Below are 20,856 nucleotides of genomic sequence, written 5' to 3' on the forward strand. Positions count from 1 at the left end.
GCGGGGCTACGGGCACTCGATCTTGCGATCTTCATGGATAACGAAGCCTTGATTGGAAGAGCGGCCTGATGCGCCGAATCGTCGTTACCGGTCTTGGCCTTACCACCGCGGTCGGGCATGGCGTCGAGGAGAGCTGGGAGAATATCCTCGCCGGTCGCAGTGGGGTGCGCCGCATCGATGCCTTCGATGTCAGCGAGTTCAGGAGTCGGATCGGGGCCATGGTAAGGGGTTTGGATCTCGATCCTTGGCTGCCGCCGAAGGAGGCGCGCAAGACCGATCCCTTCATCCACTACGGTATCGTCGCCGCCAAGCAGGCGATTGCCGATGCCGCGCTCGAAGTCGATAAAAGCGATCCGGAGCGTATCGGCATCGCCATCGGCTCCGGCATCGGCGGCTTGCCGGGGATCGAAAAAGGGCACGATGCCTTCCTTGCCGGCGGTCCGCGCAAGATATCGCCTTTTTTCGTTCCCTCCAATATCATCAATATGATCGCGGGCAATCTCTCGATCGAATACGGCATCCGCGGGCCGAACTACGGCATCGTCACCGCCTGTTCCACCGGCACCCATAATATCGGGAACGCGGCGCGGATGATCGAGCGCGGCGATGTCGATGTGATGATCGCCGGGGGGGCGGAGATGGCCACCTCGCCGATGGGCTTGGGCGGTTTCGCGGCGGCGCGGGCGCTCTCGACGCGAAACGATGACCCGGAAGCCGCAAGCCGCCCTTGGGACAAGGATCGAGACGGCTTCGTATTGGGCGACGGAGCGGGGATCATGGTGCTCGAATCCTTGGAACACGCCCGCGCCCGCGATGCCCGTATCTATGCGGAGTTCGCAGGCTTCGGGATGTCGAGCGACGCTTTTCATATCACCTTGCCGCCGGAAGACGGCGACGGCGCTCGGCGTTGCATGGATCTCGCCCTGCGCGATGCCAAGATGAATCCCGAGAGCGTGGATTACATCAACGCCCACGGCACTTCGACCCCCGCCGGGGATGTGATCGAAACCCGGGCGGTCAAGCGCACCTTCGAAGGGCACGCCCGCAAGTTGATGATCAGTTCCACCAAATCCATGATCGGTCATCTGCTCGGGGCCGCCGGCGGAGTCGAGGCGGTGTTCTCGGTCTTGGCGATCCGAGACGGGGTCGCCCCGCCGACCATCAACCTCGATGAGCCGGGCGATGAGTGCGATTTGGACTACATCCCCCATCAGGCGCGCCCTTCGAAGATCGACGTGGTGATGTCCAACTCCTTCGGATTCGGAGGCACCAACGGGACCTTGATCTTCAAGCGCCATCGATGAGCATCGAGGATCGCTCGAGTCCTTTCAGTCTCGTTCGAGGCGATGAAGACGGTTTCAGGCACTTCGCTCCTTTCGATAGCGTGAGGAAATAGCCAATCTCCTTACCAGTGATCGATGCGCTTTTTCGCATCACCCCCAAGAGCCCGGCGCTTTCGATATTCGGGCGGGCATTTCGTGGCATCGTCGGGAGATCGTCGCCTCTTGCCGTTTGGGTACCCTCGAAGGATTGTCGACCTTGATCCCAAAGCGCATCGTTTCGTGGATGACGGGCCTCGCTCTCGTCGCCGCCTTGGTCGCCGCCACCCTTTTCCTTGATTGGAAGCGGGCGATGGAGCGCCCCTTGTCCTTCGCCGAGTCGGTGGTATACGAGGTGCGGCGGGGCGCGTCGATCGGTGAGGTCGCAAAGGATCTCCACGCAATCGGGGTGATCGAGTCCCCTCGATGGCTGGCCTTTCATGCCCGCATGACGGGATTGGCGGCTCGGATCAAGGCCGGAGAATACGCCTTCGCCCCCGGCATCGATGCCGAAGATCTGCTCGCCAAGCTGGTGGCGGGGGAGGTCGTCCAACATGCCTTCACCATTGTCGAGGGTTGGAATTTTCGCGATCTGCGGCGCTATCTGGCCGCCGACGAGGTATTGCTGCAAACCCTGCCGGGCCTCGACGACGAGGAGATCATGCGTCGTTTGGATCAAGCAACGATGCACCCCGAGGGGCGATTCTTTCCCGATACCTATCATTTCCCCAAAGGCACCGCCGATATCGATGTCTTGCGCCGCGCCTTCGAGACGATGTCGGATCGGCTCGCCTCGGCGTGGCCCCGGCGGCAAGCGGATCTCCCCTTGGCCACCCTCGACGAAGCCTTGATCTTGGCGTCGATCGTCGAAAAGGAAACCGGCTCCCCCGAGGAGCGGGCGCAAGTGGCGGGGGTTTTCGTCTCCCGGCTGCGCTTGGGGATGCGGCTGCAATCGGATCCCACCGTGATTTACGGTATCGGTGAGGATTTCGACGGGGATCTGCGCCGCTCCGATCTGGTGCGCGATACGCCTTACAACACATACGTGCGCAAGGGTCTTCCCCCGACCCCGATCGCGATCCCCGGATGGGCTTCGATCGAGGCGACTTTGGCCCCTCGCGAGGACGGCTCCTTGTATTTCGTTTCCCGAGGCGACGGGAGCCATGTTTTTTCCACCAGCTATCGCGACCATCGAGCGGCGGTGCGCAAATACCAGCTGCAAAAGCGACGATTGGATGAAAACTCCTGATCTTTCGAGCCCTCGTTGCCCGACGCCGGCGCAAGTCTCGACCCTCTCTCCAATGGATGCCCGTACCGGGCTTTCCAAGACGATCGGTCCAAGATGAGCGCTCGCGGCTGCTTCGTGGTGCTCGATGGCATCGAGGGGGCGGGCAAGACCACCCAGCTTGCGGCCCTCGTCGAGCGTAGCGCCGAGTTCGGGGCCGGCGATCCCTTGCCTTTGCTCACCCGCGAGCCCGGAGGGACGCCTTTGGGGGAGTCCTTGCGCGCCTTGTTGCTCGATTCGCAGCGAGAAGGGATGGATCCCATCGCGGAGTTGCTGTTGATCTTCGCCGCCCGGGCCGAGCATATCGACAAGCTGATCCGGCCGAATTTGGAGACCGGTCGCTGGGTCTTTTGCGATCGCTTCACCGACGCCAGTTTCGCCTACCAAGGTGCAGGTCGAGGGATGGGGGAGGAGCGCATCGAAATGCTCGAGCGGGTGGTGCAAGGATCGTTTCGTCCCGATCTGGTCGTCATCCTCGATCTCGAACCCCAAGAGGGGATGGCGCGCGCCCGCCGCCGGGAGCGGGCTGCGGATCGTTTCGAACGCGAACCCCTCGAATTTTTCCGCGCCGTTCGCAAGGGCTACCTCGCGCGGGCTCATGCCGACCCCGATCGCTATTTGGTGATCGATGCCACGGCGCCGGAAGAGGAGATCACCTCGCAGGTGATCGAAGGCATCCGCGAGCGCTCGAGCGCATGGGGTCTTCGATGATCCCCGACCCCTTGCCATGGCACGATGCGCAGCGGGCCCGGCTCGAACGAAGCATCGCCGCCGGAGCGATCCCCCATGCCCTCTTGTTGCGAGGTCCCGGGGGCAATGGCGAGAGCCATTTCGCCTCTCGTTCGGCCGCCGCCGTTTTATGTTTGGAGCAAACCCGAGGCAGTCCACCTTGCGGCGAGTGCGATTCCTGCGTACTTTGTGCGAGCGGCGGTCATCCGGATCGAATCGATGTCGGGGTGAGGGAGGAACGGCGCGAAATCGTCATCGATCAGATCCGCGAGATCATCCATCTGACCAACCTCACCCCCCGTATCGGTCGTCGCAAGGTGGTGCTGATCGATCCCGCAGAGCGCGTCAACCATCATGCCGCCAATACCCTCCTCAAGACTTTGGAGGAGCCCCCCGGCGAGACCGTCTTCATCCTCGTCTCGACCAATGCCGCCTTGCTTCCGGCGACGGTCAGAAGCCGCTGCCAGATGATCGATTTTCCGACCCCGGCGCCGGCAATGGCTCTTGAATGGCTCGAAAAGACGCTTGTTCATGAGCATTCGAAATACGATGCGGCGGACTTGCTTGAGATCGCCCATGGAGCCCCGTTCGGGGCCTTGGCCTTGGTGGCCGAGGAGCAAATCGATCTTCGAAGGGAATTGGCCATCGAAGTGGACGCACTCCTTGCCGGCGAGGATCCGTTGAAGATCGCCGCCGCTTGGAAGGTCAAGGGGCTCGATCGCGTTTCTTGGTGGATCGGGGATATTCTTGCCGTCCGGCTGCGCGAGTCGGCATTGGAAGGAAGGGTGCGTTCGCAACTGCTGCCGCTCGTCGATCAATGCTTGGAGATCCGCCGCCGGGTGATGGGACGGGGCAATCCCAACGAACAACTCGCGATCGAGCGCTTGGCGATCACGATCGCCACCGCCGGTCGTGCCGCTTGATATCGATGCCGAGCCGATGGCGGCCCCACCCTCCCTTCGCCCATGAGATCGGCCCCTAATATCGAGATGAGATCGCAGCTCCCTTTGAACCAGCGAGGACAATTCGATGGATGAATCACTCGGTCGCACCGTGCTTCATGACTGGCACGAGAGCCATGACGGGAAGATGGTCCCCTTCGCCGGCTGGCGCATGCCGGTGCACTATTCGACCGGCATCATCGCCGAGCATCTTGCGACTCGCCGCCGCGCCGGTCTTTTCGATGTCAGCCACATGGGTCGTTTTCGGGTGCGCGGACCCGAAGCCGAAGCCTTCTTGCAGCGCACGCTCACCAACAACGCCGCCGGCCTTTCCCCCTTGGAAGCCCATTACACCTTCATCGCCAATGAGCAGGGCGGGGCGGTGGACGATGCTTACCTCTATCGTCTGGGGGTCGAGGATTTCTTGTTGGTGGTCAATGCCGGCAATCGCGATATCGATCGGAGTTGGCTTGAAAGTCATCTTCCGGATCGCGGGGTTTCCTTGGAGGACGAAAGCGAAGCCATCGCGATGATCGCCTTGCAAGGGCCGAGCGCTGCGGATGTGCTGGCCCAGGTCGTCGACGCCCGGGTATTGCCCGAGAACAAGCGCAATCGGATATCGATCACCCCCTTCGAGGGGGGCGACCTCGTCATTTCGAGAACCGGCTATACCGGGGAATCCGTCTGCTTCGAACTCTTTCCCGGCCGCAGCGCCGCCGATGCCCTATGGGATCTTCTGGTGAAAGCGGGGGCGACTCCGGCGGGCTTGGGGGCGCGTGATTCCTTGCGCTTGGAAGCGGGATTGCCGCTTTACGGGCACGAGCTGGGGATTGGCCCCGACGGACGGGATATCCCGCTCTTCGCCAATTCGCTGGCCCGTTTTGCGGTGCGCACGAGCAAGGCCGAGGATTTCATCGGTCGCAGCGCCTTGCAAGAGCAGCGATCGGAATACGAGCGGATCCTTCGATGCGAACTCAAAACCCCACCGGCGGAACGCCGGCTGACCCATCTGGTGCAGCCGCTCGCCGTTTTCGAAGGAAGGCGGCCCTTGCGCCAGGGTTGGCGGATCGTCTTTTCCGGCGAGGAGGTCGGATGGGTGAGCTCCGGCACCATGGTTCCCTATCCGATATTCCAAGGCGACGGGTTGATGGCCCGCCCCGGCGAGGAGCATGCGATGCGTCCGATCGGCCTTGCACTGCTGCGCTCGGATCTTCAGCCCGCCAGCGATCGCCCCTTGCACGTCGAAGTGCACGACGATCGGGGCAATGTGATGGAGGCCCAGATCGTCGAGCGCAACTTCTGGCCCGTTTCACCCTACGGCCGTCCTTTCGGCGGCTTCGAGGCCCCCGCCGATCGCATCGTGCCGGTTCCGCTGTCGAGGGCGCAGTCGGCGGCCCTGCAACTGCGGGAGTCGGCGGCGGAGAATCACCGTTGGCGGCGGATCGACTGCATCAACCTCATCCCTTCGGAGAACTGCATATCGTCTTTCGTGGAGGAGTTGTCGATATCGGATCCGGCGGGGCGCTATAACGAACACAATCATCTGCGGGCCTTGGGGGTCAACTCCCAGGAAGTGCGTTATTACAAGGGCACGGCCTATAGCATGGCCAAGGAGATCGACCTGATCGCCGCTTTGCGGAGTTTTTTCGGTTGTCGGGGAGCGGAAGTGCGGGTGATCAGCGGCCAGATGGCCAACGATACGGTCTACGACGCCCTCAAACAATTCCGAAATCGACACCGCCCGCGTCGTACCGCCGCCCCCTTGCGTCGGGTGCTGGTGCACGATCTCAACAAAGGCGGGCATTTGAGCGCGCAGGTCGGCGGAGCCCTCAAGAATTACGTCGCCCACGATCCGCAGACCGAACGCCCGGCGGTGGATCATTTCCCGGCGCAGCCGGATAACCCCTATCGTATCGATGCCGAGGGGACTTGCGATCTGATCCGAAAGGGTCGCCCCGATCTGGTGATCTTCGGGCGCAGCGTGATCCTTCATCCCGAGCCGGTGGCGGAAGTGGTCGACTATATCCACCGGGAATTCGGCGCCGACAACCCCGAGCGTCCGCTGGTGATGTACGACGGGGCGCATGTCCTCGGCCTGCTGGGTCCGCATTTTCAAGATCCCATCGCCCAAGGAGCGGATATCGTTACCGGATCCACCCACAAGACCTTTTTCGGTCCTCAGCGCGGAGTGATCCTGACCACCATCGGCCCCGGGCATGTTTTCGAGGGTTTTTGGCGCTTCGTCGCTTCGCGGACCTTTCCCGGTCATGTCAGCAACCACCACCCCGGCACCCTTTTGGGCCTGCTCGGAGCGACTTTGGAGATGCTCCATTTTCGAAACGAATATCAGCCGCAGGTGGTGGCCAATGCCCGCGCTTTCGCCCGCGCCCTTTCCGAGGCGGGACTTGCCGTCGAGGGGGATGAGCAAAGCGGCTTTACCGATACCCATCAGGTGTTGATACGCGGCCCTCGAGGCAGCGGCAATGAAATGGCGGATCGCTTGGAGAGCGGCAATATCATCACCAACCCCCAGGCTTTTTACGACGATCCGAGCTTCGCCGCCGCCTCCGGGGTTCGCATGGGTACCCAGGAGATGACCCGTTTCGGCATGAAAGAGGCCGATTTCGAGGCCTTGGCGCCCTTGGTGGCCAAGATCATCCTCGATCGGAATTCCCCTCCCGAGGCATGGCGGGAGGAGGTGGTCGCCTTTAGGCGAAATTTCGTGCAGATGCGGTATCATCTATGAGCATCGGCGGCGGTCAATCGATCGATGATCGAAAGGCGCTTGTCGTATCTAATCTTAGGAATATGTAAAAGAGGAATCTGTACAAGCGCCGTTTCTTTCATCGTCGTTATCGAAAAGAAGGAATCCGAAGGCACGCCAAGGGGCGATCGAGCGCGCCTTTTCTTCGATTTCTTCGATCCCCCTTGTCATCGACCCACCCTCGTCTTTTCCTTTTCAAGGAGACTGCAAATGCACGATCCTCTACCTCGGCTTTCCGGGGGGTCCTTTCCCTCGATTCGAAGAGGCCCTCTTTCCATCTTGCAGGTCAATGTGGGATATCGTTGCAATCAAACCTGCGTTCATTGCCATGTCAACGCCGGCCCCAATCGCAAAGAGGAAATGAGTGCGCAGACCGCATCCGATATCGTCGAATTCATGCAAACCTCCGATGTGCAGACCCTCGACATCACGGGCGGAGCGCCGGAGCTCAATCCCAACTTCCGTTTTTTGGTGCGCAAAGCGAAAGAGCGGGGGATGAAGGTGATCGATCGCTGCAACCTCACCATCCTCTTCGAGCCGGGGCAGGAAGATCTGGCCGATTTTCTGGCCAAGCAGAGGGTTTCGGTGGTGGCCTCGTTGCCCTGTTATCTCGATGAGAATGTCGATGCCCAACGAGGCAAGGGGGTCTATGAACGCAGTATCGAGGGCTTGCGTCGACTCAATGCCTTGGGCTACGGGGGCGACGATCCGGATCTCACCCTCGATCTGGTCTACAACCCTCAAGGTCCGGTGCTCCCCCCGGCCCAAACGGCGCTGGAAGAAGACTACAAAAGGGAGCTCGGGAATCGTTTCGGGATTCGTTTCAACCGCTTGCTGACGCTCGCCAATATGCCGGTCGGTCGCTTTGCCAGCATCTTGATATCCAAAGGTGAATTCGACGATTACCTGCAGGTATTGCAAGAAGCCCATCTGGATGCCAATGTCGAGCACGTGATGTGTCGCAATACGGTGAGCATCGATTGGCAAGGCTATGCTTATGATTGCGATTTCAATCAGATGCTGGACTTGGCGATGCGGTGGAACGGAAAGCCCAAGACCCATATCACGGAGTTGGTTCCCGATGCCTTCGAGGGCCAACCGATCGCGGTGCGCGATCACTGCTTCGGTTGCACCGCAGGGCAAGGAAGCGGATGCGGCGGGGCGCTGAACTAAGGCAAAGCGCGTGCGCTGCGCATCGAGGCGAGCGATCGATGTAGATCGAGTCGACGGGTCTTGTCGAGGTGGATAGAGACGCTGCGCCGATCCGAAAGAGGATCGGCGCAGCGTTTTTTGCGATACCGTCTTTTTTATCGCCCGGGTTTTTATCGACGAGGCTTGGTGCGCTCGGGCGAGTACGAAGATATCCCGCTTCGGGATCGATGGGCGCTTTTATGATCGCTTGAACCGATAAAGCCCAAGTCGAAAAAAACGAGCCCTCGAATATCGATGATTCGAGGGCTCACTGCGAATATCGAGTGGATAAAGAAGGTTAGATATCCGGGCCGACTAAGGGAGGGTGCCGGTGGCGTTGTTGTTGACCAACGCTCCGCCGCCACCGGTGCGGGTCAGGACCTGCACCGTGAAGGGCTCATCGGAGCGCATCTCGCAGCCAAGGGTCGCACCCTCCCAACGATGACCGATGATATCGGCCAGCTCCGAGGTTTGCAGGTGCTTCACGGCATGACGCGGGATCGTCCCTAAGCTCCCCGCATATCCGCTTCCTTCGTCGTCGAAGCAGACCAAGGTGGTCATCGTGCAGTTTTTCGTATAGGGGGCCTGGCAGCGGATACGGATATTCGAAAGATCCCTCTCGCCGGGGCCGGGGATCGATTCGATATCCGCCAGATGCACCCCCTCGATATTGACGCTTCGCACGAGGGCGCTGTTATTGACCAGCACGCCATCGCCGGATCGGGTCCAAACCTGGGCGCTGATACTTTCTTGGCTATGCAAGGCGCATCCCAATCGTCCGCTGGTCCAGCTCGCCCCCGTGATATCGGCGATATCTTGAGCATCGATCCCTGCGATCCCCCATGCCCCGATGGGCGTCGGCAGTCCGCCTCTGAAGCTCACCCCGTCCTCTTGCGTGCTGCAATCGAGGAATACCTCGCAATCGCCTTCTTGTCGGCAGCCGATATTGACCACCGCCTGATCCCCGACGGTGGGCGGCGGGATGGCCAGAGCCAGCGTTTTTACCGGCCACCAATAGCGAGGATCTCCCAAGTCCGTATATTCACCCATGATCACCGTCACGCTATCTGAGATGCCCTCGTAGTTGCCGCCGGCGGCGAGGAGGTCGATGGTCACGCTATCGCCCGCAAAGTTTTCGCCGGTGGCGACGAAGACCTCCTGCCCGGTCTCGAAGTTCGAGGGCGTGAAGAGCAGCGTGCGCTGATTGCCGGGGGTGTCGAGGTCGGTATCGATGGTCACCCCATCGATATCGGAGGGCAAGGACAAGGTGACGCTCACATTCGCGCTCGGGGTGATCGAGAGGTTGACTTCGAAACGCGCCCTTGTCTCGTCGATGAACGACGGCGTCGAGATGATCAAGGCCGGGGAGTCGTTGTCATCGATGGCCACCGATACCGAAGCCACAAGGCCCTCGTAGTTTCCGCCGGCGGCGCTAAGCGACAAAGTGGCATTTTCGTCGACCGTATTCTCGTCCTCGGATGCGAATACGCTCATCACCCGCGTGCCGTTGAAATTCGAAGGCGAGAAGATCATCGTATTTTGATCGCCTTGGCGCCAAGTATCGGTATCGACGGTCAGACCCGATCCGGAAGACGCGACGGTGACCGTCACCTCCGCCGTCGGGCGGTTGCGCAGTTTCAGGTGCAGATTTCGCCTTCCGCCCTCGTCGATGGCGATCGGAGCCCCGGCGATCACGAAAGCGGGGATCGCTTCCTCGGGTATCGAATCCGTGTCGGCTTCGTTCACCATCACCGATACTCGGGTGTCGATGCCGTCGTAGCCGCCGCCCGAGGCCGAAATCACGACATCCGCCGGATCGTCGTCGGTCTCGTCCACATCCACCACTCCGCTCACCGTGACGTTTCGCGTCGTCCTCCAGTTGGAAGGGGTGAACATCAGGTTCGGGGGGGATAAAGCGATATCCGCATCGCCGTTATCGAAAGACAACAGGACATTCCCCAGCGGCCGGGTATCCGGTTGCACCGAGATGATGGCGCTCGAGGTCTCATGGATGGTCAGCGTCGCCGGGGAGGCGGTCAACCCCGCAGTGTCATCGTCGATCACGGTGATCGATGCCCGGCCGGTGATGATGGCCTTGCCGGTGGTATCCAAGAAGGATGCATTCGCCCGGTCCGGCGCCGCATCGTCATCGTGGGCGGCACTCACCGTGATCGTTTGATCGATATTCCAGTTGTCGGGGGTGAGGATCAGCGTGCTCTGATTGCCATCGGTATCGGGATCGGTATCGAAGGTCACGTCGGTGCTGCCGCCGGCGGATAGGGCGATGACCATCTCCTCGGTCGATATCGCATTGGCCCGCACGTTGAAGGTCCCGCCGGCACCTTCGTCTATATCCAAAGAGTCGGGGGTGAGGATCAAATCGTAGGTGACCTGAGGAGTCGAGATATCCCCGGCATCGTTGTCGATGACCGTCACTTGCACCGTGCCGGTGATATCGTCGAACTCGGCGCCCGAAGCCGTCAGCGAGATGGTCGTGAAATCCGCATCCGAATCATCGTCCTCGGCGGCGCTCACGGTGACGGTCTTCGATCGATTCCAATCCGAGGGCGTGAAGCTCAGCTTCGCCGGGGACAAGGTCACGTCGGGATTGTCGCCGGCGGCGATCATCACGCTCACGTTCCAGATTGGCTGTGCGCTTAAAGATACGGTGAAGGGGGATTCGGCGCCCTCTCTCACCTCCACCCTCGAGGGCCGCAGGTTCAGCCCGAACGCCTCGTTTTCGATCACCTGCACTTGCACGTTGGCGGTGATGCCCTCGTAATCGGCGCCCGATGCCGCCAAGTGAAGGGTTGCGCTCTCCGAATGCCCATCGCTGTCCTCGGCGGCGCTCACCCTCACGATCTGTGCCTCGTCCCAGTTCGAAGGGGTGAAGCTCAAGCTCTCGGGGGAGATGCTCACGTCGAGGCTGCCGCTTTTGGTGAGGGAAACGCTCACATCTCCGCTCGGCCGCACCGCCAATTGCACCTCGAGATCCTCGGCGCTACCCTCGCCCACCGGCAGGGAGATGGAAGAGAGGATCAACCCCGGAGCGTCGTTGTCGGTCACCTGGATTTGTACATTGCCGGTGACTCCGTTGAAGTCGGCCCCCGATGCCGAGAGCGTGACGGTCGCGGCGTCCGCAACGCCATCGTCGTCCTCGTCGGCGCTCACCGTGACGCTCTGCGAGGTATTCCAATTCGAGGACGTGAAGGTAAGGTGCGTCGAGGATAGGTTCACATCGGGGCTGCCGCTCTTGGTCAGGTAGACATTCACATCGCCGCCGGTGGGTTGCGCGCCCAGCTTCGCGGTGAAGGTGCCGTCGCCGCCTTCGGTCAGGCCCACGATCGATGGGTCGATGACGAGTTCGATGGTCTGTTTTTCGATCACCTGCACAGATACGTTATTGGTGATTCCTTGGTAGTCGGCTCCCGATGCCGCCAGCGAGATGCTTGCGGTATCTGCGACCCCGTCGTCGTCTTCGGCGGCGCTCACCGTGACGTACCTGGGCGAATTCCAGTCCGAAGCGGTAAAGACAAGGCTCGCCGGGGAGAGCGTTACATCGTCGCTGCCGCTCTTGGTCAGATCGACGGTCACATCCCCGCCGGACGGTTGCACGGTCAGGCTCACTTGGAGCTGCCCGGTGCTCCCTTCGGCCACCTCCAGGGTCGATGCGGGATCGATGCTCAACCCCGGGGCGTCGTTATCGGTAATGTCGACCTTCAAGACGCCGGCGATTCCGCCGTAGTCGGCGCCGCTCGCGGCCAGCGAGATATTCGCGGTATCCTTGATCGCATCGTCGTCCTCGGCGGCGTTGACCGTGACGTTCCGGGGCGCGCCCCAGTTCGAAGACGTGAAGATAAGGCTCGAGGGGGAGACCCTTACATCCTTGCTCCCGCTCACGATCAAGTCGACGGTCACGTTGCCGCTCTCGGGTTGCGTTTTCAGTGCCACGGAGAAGTTCTTGGCCCCCCCTTCGGTCAACCCCAAGGTCGATTGGTCGATGGTCAATCCGCGCGGGTCGTTATCGTCCACGTCGACCTTGACGCTGGCGGTGACGCTTTGGTAATCGGCGCCTTGGGCGGTCAGAGAGACGGTCGCGCTATCATCGGCCCCATCGTCGTCCTCGGCGGCGCTGACCGTGACCGCTCGGCTCGAATTCCAGTTCGAGGGCGTGAAGGTCAAACTGGTCGGGGAAAAGGTCACATCCTGGCTGCCGCTCTTGGTCAAAGCGACGGTCACATTGCCCCCGGTCGGCTTCACGGTCAGGCTTACGTTGAAGCTCTCGTCATCTCCTTCATCCACATCCAGTTCCGAGGGATCGACGGTCAGCCCCGGGGTGTCCTTGTCGGTGACATCGACCGAGACGGTGGCGGTGATATTGCCGTAGTCGCCTCCCGAGGCGGCCAGTGAAACGCTCGCGCTATCGTTGACGCCATCTTCGTCCGTAGCGGCGCTCACGGTAACGCTCTGCGGGGTATTCCAATTCGAGGTCGTGAAGGTCAGGCTCGTTGCGGACAGGGTTACGTCGTCGCTGCCGCTCTTGGTCACGGTAATGGTGACATCGCCGCTCGGCTGCGTTTTCAAACTGAGGGTGAGGTCTTTGTCGCCCCCTTCGGTCAACCCCAAGGTCGAGGCGCTGACGCTCAGTCCGCGCTCGTCGTCATCGACCGCCTTGACCTGCACCTTACCGGTCACCTCGCCGTAGTCGGCCCCCGAAGCGGTCAGCGAGAGGTTCGCGGTATCGTCGATGCCATCGTCGTCATCGGCGGCGCTGACCGTAACGGTTTGGGCCGAGCTCCAGTTCGAGGCGGCGAAGGTCAGGCTCGACGGGGTGAAACTTACGTCGTCGCTGCCGCTCTTGGTCAGACCGACGGTCACCGTTCCGCCGATCGGCTCCGTGGTCAGATTCACGTTGAAGGAGCCGTCTTCCCCTTCGTTCACATCCAGATTCGAGGGATTGATGGTCAATCCCGGGGTGTCCTTGTCGGTGACGTCGATCTTGACGGCGACGGTGATACTGCCGTAGTCGGCACCCGAAGCGGCCAAGGAAACGTTCGCGGTGTCGTTGACGCCATCGTCGTCCTCGGCAGCACTGACGGTGACGGTTCGCGGGGTATTCCAGTTCGATGCGGTGAAGATCACGCTCGCCGGAGAGGTCGTCACATCTTGGCTGCCGCTCTTGATGATGTTGACGGTCACATCCCCGCCTTTGGGCTTCGTTTTCAGGCTGAAGGTGAACTCCTTGTCGTCTCCCGCTTCGGTCAAACCCAAGGTCGAGGCGCTGACGTTCAGCCCGCGCGGATCGTCATCGTCCACTTTGACCTTGACCGTGGCCGAGACATTGCCGTAGTCGCCCCCCGAGGCGCTGATCGAGATATTCGCGGTCTCGTCGGATCCATCATCGTCCGAGGCGGCGCTCACATCGATATTTTGCGCCGACCCCCAGTTCGAGGTATTGAAGGTCAGGCGATTGAGTGAGAGGGTGACGCCATCGCTGCCGCTCTTGGTCAGATCGACGGTCACGATACTCGTCGGCTCCGTGGTCAGGCTCAATCCAAGGGTCTCGCTCTCCCCTTCTTCCACCGTCAGGCTCGAGGGATCGACGGTCAGCCCCGGGATGTCGTTGTCGGTGACGGTGACATCGACATCGGCGGAGATGCCGCCGTAGTCGGCGTTTTTGGCCGAAAGAGAGACCTCCGCGCTATCGTCGACGCCATCGTCATCCGAAGCGCCGCTCACCGTGACCGTCTGCGGGGTGTTCCAGTTGGATGTGGTGAAGGTCAGGCTCGCCGGAGAGATCGTCACATCGTCGCTGCCGCTGACGGTCACGTCGACGCTCACATCCCCGCCGCTCGGCTGCGTATTCAACTTGACAGTGAAGTCTTTGTTCTTCCCCTCGGTCAGTCCCAGGGTCGAGGAGCTGACGGTCAACCCGAGGTCATCGTCATCGTCGACCTCGACTCCCAAGGTGCCGGTGACGTTGCCGTAGTCGGCTCCCGAGGCGGTCAAGGCGATGCTCGCGGTGTCATCGGCGCCATCGTCGTCGTCGTCGGCGCCGATCGTGACGGCTTGGGCCGAGCCCCAGTTCGAGGTGGTGAAGGTAAGGCTCGTCGGAGAGATCGTCACATCGTCGCTGCCGCTTCGGGTCAAATCAACGGTGACGTTGCCGCCGGTCGGCTCCGCCGCCAGCTTGATGTCGACGGTTCCATCGCTCCCTTCGGTCACTTTCAAACTCGAGGGATCGATGGTCAGGCCGAGGGTATCGTTATCGGTCGCAGTGACCGTCACGACCGCGGAGATGTTGCCGTAGTCGGCGCCCGAAGCGGAAAGAGAGACGTCCGCGCTATCGTTGACGCCGTCGTTGTCATCGGCGGCGCTCACCGTGACCGTCTGCGGGGTATTCCAGTTCGAGGGCGTGAAGGTCACGCTCGCCGGAGAGATCGTGATATCGGTACTCCCGCTCTTGGTGACGTCGACCTCTACATTCCCACCGCTCGGCTGCGTTTTCAGGCTGAAGGTGAAGTCCTTGGAATTCCCCTCGGTCAGCCCCAAGGTCGATGCGACGTTCAATCCCAGGTCATCGTCGTCGCTCACATCGACATTGACGGTTCCGCTGCCGCTGAAATATTCCTGGCTCGAATCGGCAAGCACGATACTTGCGGTGTCATCGGCGCCATCGTCGTCATCGGCGGCGCTGACCGTGATGGTTTGGGGCGAATCCCAATTCGAGGCGGTGAAGGTGAGGCTGGTCGGAGAGAGGGTTACGTCTTGACTGCCGGTCTTCGAAGAGGAGATGGTCACGTTGCCGGTCGGCTTTGTGGTCAGCTTGACGTCGATGGTTTCGTCATCCCCCTCATCCATATCCAAGCTCGAAGGGTCGATGGACAACCCCGGGGTGTCGTTGTCGGTGACATTGGCATCGACTTCCCCTTCGACGCCATCGTAGTCGGCGCCCGAGGCGGAGAGATCGATGGTTGCGGTATCGTCGACGCCATCGGGATCTTCGGCGGCCCTCACGGTCACGGTCTGGGGCGTATTCCAGTTGGAATCCGAGAAGGTCAGATTTGCCGGGGATGAGGTCACGCTCACGCTACCGCTCTTGGTGACGGTGACGATGACATCGCCGCCGACCGGTTCCGAGGTCAATCTCACGGTGAAGTCTTTTTCGCCCCCCTCGGCGATCCCCAAGGTCGAGGCACTGGTATCGATTTCTTGAGAATCGTCGTCGCTCACATCGATACCGATACTGCCGGTGACATCGACATAGTCACCCCCCGAAGCCGACAACGAGATATTGGCGACATCGTCGGCGGCATCATCGTCTTGGGCGGCGCTCACGCTGACATTTTGGGTCGATCCCCAGTTCGAGGGAGTGAAGGTCAAACTCGAGGGGGAGAAGGTGACGTCGTCGCTACCGGTCTTGGACAAGGTGACGCTCACATTGCCGCCGGTCGGGGCGGTGGTCAATTTCACGGTGAAGTCTTTGCTTTTCCCTTCTTGTTGCTGCAACTTCGATGGATTGACGGTCAATCCGGGCACATCGTTGTCGCTCACATCGACTTTTACATTGGTACCGGCGATGCTGACGTAATCGGCCCCCGATGCGCTCAAAGAGATGCTCGCGCTATCCTTGACGCCATCGTTGTCATCGGCGGCGCTGACCGTGACCGTCTGCGGCGTACTCCAGTTCGAAGCGCCGAAGGTCAGGCTCGCCGGGGAGAAGGAGACATCGTTGCTGCCGCTGCTCTTGGAAATGGTGACGGTGACGTTGCCGCCGGTCGGGGAGGCGGTCAGTTTGACGGTGAAGTCCTTGGTGCTCCCTTCGCTTAGCACCAAGGTCAATGAGCTGACGGTCAACCCCCGATCGTCGTTGTCGTTCACATCGATATCGACGCTGCCGGTGATGTTTGCGTAGTTGGCCCCCGAGGCGTTCAAAGAGAGGGTCGCGCTGTCATCGGCGGCGTCATCGTCTTGGGCGGCGCTCACCGTAACGCTTTGCACCGAGCCCCAGTTGGCGGGTGTAAAGGTCAGGCTCGAAGGAGAGATCGTTACATCAGGGCTGCCGCTCTTGGTGATGGCGACGGTAACATTCCCGCCGGTCGGGGCCGCGGTCAACTTGACGGTGAAATCATCATTCTCCCCTTCGCCCACATCCAAACTCGAGGAGTCGATGGTCAACCCCGGGGCGTCGTCGTCGGTCACATCGATGCGGATGCTGCCAGTGATATTGGCGTAGTCGGCGCCGGAGGCGGAAAGGGCGATGGTTGCGGTATCGTTGACTCCGTCGGAGTCGTCGGCGGCCCTCACCGTGACGCTCTGCGGTATATTCCAAGTCGAGTCGGTGAAACTCAGGCTCGAAGAAGAGATCGTCACATCATCGCTGCCGCTTTTGGTCAAAGAGACGGTTACGTTTCCGCCGCTCGGCTGCGAAATCAGTTTCACCGTGAATTCCTTGGTAGACCCCTCGGTCAATCCCAAGGTCGAGACGCTCGAAGACAATCCCTTGGCATCGAGGTCGATGATCGTCAGCGGCAGGCTCTTGGTGACGCTGCCGTAGTCGGCTCCCGAAGCGGTCAGCGAAACGGAAGTGCTTTCATTGGAGGCGTTGCTGTCCTTGACGGTGATCACCGTAACGCTTTGCGCCGTATCCCAGTTCGAATCCGTGAAGGTCAGGCTTGCAGGGGAAAAGGTCACGCTGGAATCGCCCGCCGTCAAATCGACGGTCACGTCTCCGCCGACCGGGGCTTTATCGAGCACTACGGTGAAACTCTCGCTTTCCCCTTCGGTGATCCTCAATATCGACGAGGGCGAGAGGGTCAATCCCGCTTGAATGGACGATGGCTCGGGGGTGGTGTCTTTGATCCTTATCTCCGCGATACGGGTTCCGGATCGCTGTTTATATGCACGCCATAGACTACCGGAGGTATCGGCCCCTCTCGGTGGGTTGTAGTAGGACACGAGGAAAGAGATATTGCCGTTCTCATCGTCGCGATCATCGTCTTCGATGCCGGTGATCGTGACGGTTTGCGGTTGATTGTGGTTCGTGGAGTCGAAGTGCAGCACTCTGGGGGAGACCGACAGGATTCCGTCGGAGATCACGCTGTGATCTCTCCCGAGTTCATCCCTTGCGATATCGACCCGGGCCAGCGAGCGATTGCTCGAGGTATCGGTCAATTCGCCGCGCAATACCACGGTCAGCGTTTTGCTTTGCCCTTCCTCGATGATCAGATAATCGTCCTGTCCTTCCGAGATACCCAGTCCGTGCGAGTTTTCCACCGTGATCGGCAGCGAGGTGGTCAGTCCGTCGTAATCGGCTCCCGAGGCCGAAATATTCAGGGTCTTCCTCGATCCGCTGTTATCGACTTCGGGGCTTCGGACCTTGAAAGTCCGCAGCCTTTGCCAGTCGCCGGGAGTGAAGGAAAGGTTCGTAGGCTCCACTTTCAACCCCGTCAAACCGCTGGTGCTCAGGTTGACGCTGACATTGCCGGTGGGCTTGGTTCTCAGATGGATCCCGAGAACCTTGTATGAAAACTCGTCCATCACCAGATGGTCGATCAATTTTTGGGTGGTGCCGAAATTGGTGATATGGTAGATGGAGGAAAACTTGGGAATATCGTTATCTTCCGCACTGATAGCGACTCGATTGGTCTTCCCGTCGTAGACACCGTCCCCCGATGCGGTCAGGTCGATCGATAAGGTTTCCGTGATCCGATTATCGTCTTCGGCGATGCTCACCGTGACCCACTGAACTTGGTTCCAGTTCGATTCGGTGAAGGTCAGGCTCGAAGGAGAAACGCTGGCCAAGCTATCCGACGGGACAAGGTTCACCCTTACATTCCCGGTCGGCTCTGCGGCCAATTTCACGCTGAAATTCTCGCTCGTTCCCTCCTCGATATCCAATTCCGAGACGGAGGTGAGAATGGCTTTTTCGAGCACCGTTATTTTCAATCCATCGGTGTATTTGGCGGTGCCATAGTATTGACCGTAAAGCGAAAGTGTGTAGCTTGCACTGTCATCGACATCGTCATCGTCTTTCGTGGTGTTGATCGTGAGGGTCCGCGTCCTGTCCCATGTCTCGTGGGTAAAAGAAGTACTGTATGTGAACCCCGGGACCGTATTGAAAATCTTCACATCGTCGCTGCTATCGGCGCTCTTGATAAACTCGATTTTGACAGGGTGTACCGTTGCCCCCGGACTTGTACTGTGATAAGGCTTTTTTCCCAGCCGTACCGTGACATTCGCAGATTCCCCTTCCAGGATAGCCAGTTTCCGGGGCGAGAAAATCAGCGGGGGCGTATCATCGTTTTCGGTGATGGTGAGCTTGCTGAACTCGGCGGGAAAATCACTGAAGCGGCCCAAGAATTGGAATTCGTGATCATCGTCATCGATATCGTAAAGCGCAAGATATGATAGAGTTTGAGGCGAATTCCAGTTTTGGGGTGTGAAATTCAAGATGTTATTACCATCGAGCGACGAAGTTATCTGTCCCGAATGTCCGCCGGGTGGAGATCTGATGTTGTTGATGTACGTCAGATTCTCCTCGGGCCTTGCAGACAGGCGTAGATTCAAAGTGATGAGATCGCCTTCTTTGACGGTGATATCGCCGGGGGGATCTCGAACGATACTGGGGATATCGTTATCCACCACGGAGATATCTCTGATGTCGGTGAAGTTATCGTAGTCGCTACCCTCTCCTACGATTGAAAGGGTCGATGCGTCCTTGGTTCGATCGCTATCTTCGGCGGCCGTCGCCGTGACGGTTTGCGGTGTATTCCAATTCGATGTCGTGAAGGAAAGTCTGTTCGGAGAGAACGTTACGTCGGAGTCTCTGCTCGGGGTCAAACTGATGGTCACATTCCCGGTCGGCTTGGTGGCCAAAGAGACCCTGTAAGTCAGCGTCGTTCCTTCCACGATCGAAAAGCTTCCTGCTTTGTCGCCATGGAGGTAATGGAAGTTCACATCTCTTTGGCCGTTGTCGGCTACGTTGATGGTGATGCTGTTCGTGACATTCTTGAAGTCCCCGCCGTTGGCGGAGAATGCGACCTCGGTCGTGCTCGAAAACGCATTTTCGTCGTCGGTAGCGAACACATCGAAGGTTTGATAAGTATCCCAGTTGTATTTCGAGAAGGTCAGGCTGGCCGGACGGAAGTATAACAGAGGGTTGCCATGCGGCATCGGCTTTACCGTTACATCCCCGCCGACCGGCTCTGCGTCCAATTTCACTTGGAGTTTCTTGTCTTTCCCGCCTTCGACGACCTCCAAGTTCGTCGAGGGGTTCAGGGTCAGCCCGTAGGTGTCGGCCTCGATGACTTTGAGCTTGACCGTGCCGATGACACCCTCATATTCACCGATGTCATCTTTATGCGAAGGATGTGGCACCGCTTCGAAAGTAATGGTGTGGGTGTCCGGGTAGGCGTCATCGTCCCTACGGAAAAGTTCCACAAAAGGTTTGCTATTATTCGGGTTGTTTACGAAATCATCGATGTTAATAGTTCCGTCCCAATTGATCCTGTCCGAAAAAATTCTTTTGTTCCCTTCCTTGGTTCCGTACCACCACACCAATCTCGGACCACGTCCTGTTGATGGAGGTGTGGCCAATGAGATGTTAAATCTATAGAATGTCCAATTCCCTATTTCTTTTGTGGTTACAGTGGATGGAGGCGTAAAAACTATGTAGCGAGAGGCAGAGGGGTCTGGCGAAAAAACCAAACCGGGAGTTTCATCATCTTTTACATTGACAAAATAATTTCGTTGCAAGAGCAGAAGACCTGCTGATTCCGTATCATTAAATGCCCACTCTATATAAAATCCGGAACGTTCATCTTTCCCATCGAGATCATCGGGAACGCTCAAAGTGATGTTCCAATATTTTCGACCGATACTCGGAGTGGGGTTATTTACTAGCGAAGGCTTGGAAATTTCGAGCTCGGATGTAATACCGAAACCGATTTGGACACGGCGGAGTGGATGATAAGTAATATATTCTAAATAATTTCCGTCAGCGGTATCATCAACATAAATGGTAAATGTCGAGGAAGAGCCCTCGTTCATTGTTAAGTTATTGGGATCGACCTCGTTTCCATCGGCGTCCAATAAACCGACTCTCTCAGCCAGGCTCGCTGCCGAAACCATGCTCGCAGGTATCAATGACAAAAAGACGAGGAAAACAAGTCGTTTCATGGCAGTTCGCTCCCATTGTTCGGACAATGGCGAAGGTAATGAGAATGTCTCGCTCGGCGAATCAATCGATGAAAGTCGGCCGAGTTTTTTATCGATGGATCAAATCCCTGTCGGCACCGATCATCGTGTCGGTGCCAAAACCCTCATGCTTCGTTGCGGAATAAAGAGCGGTGAGCCCAAGATAGAACATAGCCGACGATCGCCCCCGAAGGTGTCGAATCGGTCAAGGGCGATGCAATGCTTGGGTAGTCGGGAGTGAGTGATGGCCTACCTGTCCTTTCGAGCCCGAAATCCTCGAACCGGAATATCGAACCCGAAAGCCCCCGATCAGCGGGGTGTTTTGCCTGTTCGAGGCAAGATAAAAATCTACCCCCCCCCCCCCGCGGGAAAGGGCTTTCAATTTCGAAGAAATGGGTTGATTGTTTTTGCATCTCCAAAGCCTCCTTA

Annotated in this window: 8 protein-coding genes; 6 read left to right on the forward strand and 2 right to left on the reverse strand. The window is 59.2% G+C overall.

Annotated features, from left to right (window positions below; translation table 11 throughout):
- The first annotated feature begins 68 nt into the window (after window positions 1-68).
- Window positions 69-1,304, forward strand: a complete 1,236-nt coding sequence (gene fabF, locus BF99_RS0115635) for a beta-ketoacyl-ACP synthase II (protein ID WP_038098656.1) — start codon at window positions 69-71, stop codon at window positions 1,302-1,304.
- Here the strand turns inward: fabF and BF99_RS23090 are convergent.
- Window positions 1,288-1,485 carry a hypothetical protein gene (locus tag BF99_RS23090; RefSeq protein ID WP_156013381.1) on the reverse strand — a complete coding sequence of 66 codons (198 nt, stop codon included), beginning with the start codon at window positions 1,483-1,485 and terminating at the stop codon, window positions 1,288-1,290. The two genes, fabF and BF99_RS23090, sit on opposite strands and share 17 nt — an antisense overlap.
- A 54-nt stretch (window positions 1,486-1,539) precedes the next feature.
- Between BF99_RS23090 and mltG the strand changes: the two genes are divergently transcribed.
- The 5 genes from mltG (at window position 1,540) to arsS (ending at window position 8,211) form a co-directional block, all read left to right on the forward strand.
- Window positions 1,540-2,568, forward strand: coding sequence for an endolytic transglycosylase MltG (gene mltG / locus BF99_RS0115650; RefSeq protein ID WP_231471411.1), 1,029 nt, complete (start codon window positions 1,540-1,542; stop codon window positions 2,566-2,568).
- A 93-nt stretch (window positions 2,569-2,661) separates the two neighbouring features.
- The gene (gene tmk, locus BF99_RS0115655) at window positions 2,662-3,315 is read left to right on the forward strand and encodes a dTMP kinase (protein WP_025771721.1); all 654 of its coding nucleotides are present in this window, start codon (window positions 2,662-2,664) and stop codon (window positions 3,313-3,315) included.
- On the forward strand, window positions 3,312-4,256 hold the full coding sequence (locus BF99_RS21205; RefSeq protein ID WP_197019182.1) for a DNA polymerase III subunit delta': 945 nt from the start codon (window positions 3,312-3,314) through the stop codon (window positions 4,254-4,256). The genes tmk and BF99_RS21205 overlap by 4 nt, the downstream gene beginning before the upstream one ends.
- Before the next feature lie 106 nt (window positions 4,257-4,362).
- A complete protein-coding gene (gcvT, locus tag BF99_RS0115665; RefSeq protein WP_025771724.1) occupies window positions 4,363-7,020 on the forward strand; it encodes a glycine cleavage system aminomethyltransferase GcvT in 2,658 nt (885 codons plus the stop codon).
- A gap of 228 nt (window positions 7,021-7,248) precedes the next feature.
- Window positions 7,249-8,211, forward strand: a complete 963-nt coding sequence (gene arsS, locus BF99_RS0115670; RefSeq protein ID WP_025771725.1) for an arsenosugar biosynthesis radical SAM (seleno)protein ArsS — start codon at window positions 7,249-7,251, stop codon at window positions 8,209-8,211.
- A 333-nt stretch (window positions 8,212-8,544) separates the two neighbouring features.
- Here the strand turns inward: arsS and BF99_RS0115680 are convergent, their stop codons facing one another.
- A complete protein-coding gene (locus tag BF99_RS0115680; RefSeq protein ID WP_156013383.1) occupies window positions 8,545-19,671 on the reverse strand; it encodes a beta strand repeat-containing protein in 11,127 nt (3,708 codons plus the stop codon).
- Between the last annotated feature and the right edge of the window lie 1,185 nt (window positions 19,672-20,856).

Source organism: Thioalkalivibrio sp. HK1 (assembly GCA_000583135.1).
Lineage (GTDB): Bacteria > Pseudomonadota > Gammaproteobacteria > HK1 > HK1 > HK1.

Excerpts from the sequence above, each read along its gene's own strand:
- fabF (WP_038098656.1), top strand. The coding sequence starts at position 69 with ATGCGCCGAATCGTCGTTACCGGTCTTGGCCTTACCACCGCGGTCGGG.
- BF99_RS23090 (WP_156013381.1), bottom strand. The coding sequence starts at position 1,485 with ATGCCACGAAATGCCCGCCCGAATATCGAAAGCGCCGGGCTCTTGGGG.
- tmk (WP_025771721.1), top strand. The coding sequence starts at position 2,662 with ATGAGCGCTCGCGGCTGCTTCGTGGTGCTCGATGGCATCGAGGGGGCG.
- BF99_RS21205 (WP_197019182.1), top strand. The coding sequence starts at position 3,312 with ATGATCCCCGACCCCTTGCCATGGCACGATGCGCAGCGGGCCCGGCTC.
- gcvT (WP_025771724.1), top strand. The coding sequence starts at position 4,363 with ATGGATGAATCACTCGGTCGCACCGTGCTTCATGACTGGCACGAGAGC.
- arsS (WP_025771725.1), top strand. The coding sequence starts at position 7,249 with ATGCACGATCCTCTACCTCGGCTTTCCGGGGGGTCCTTTCCCTCGATT.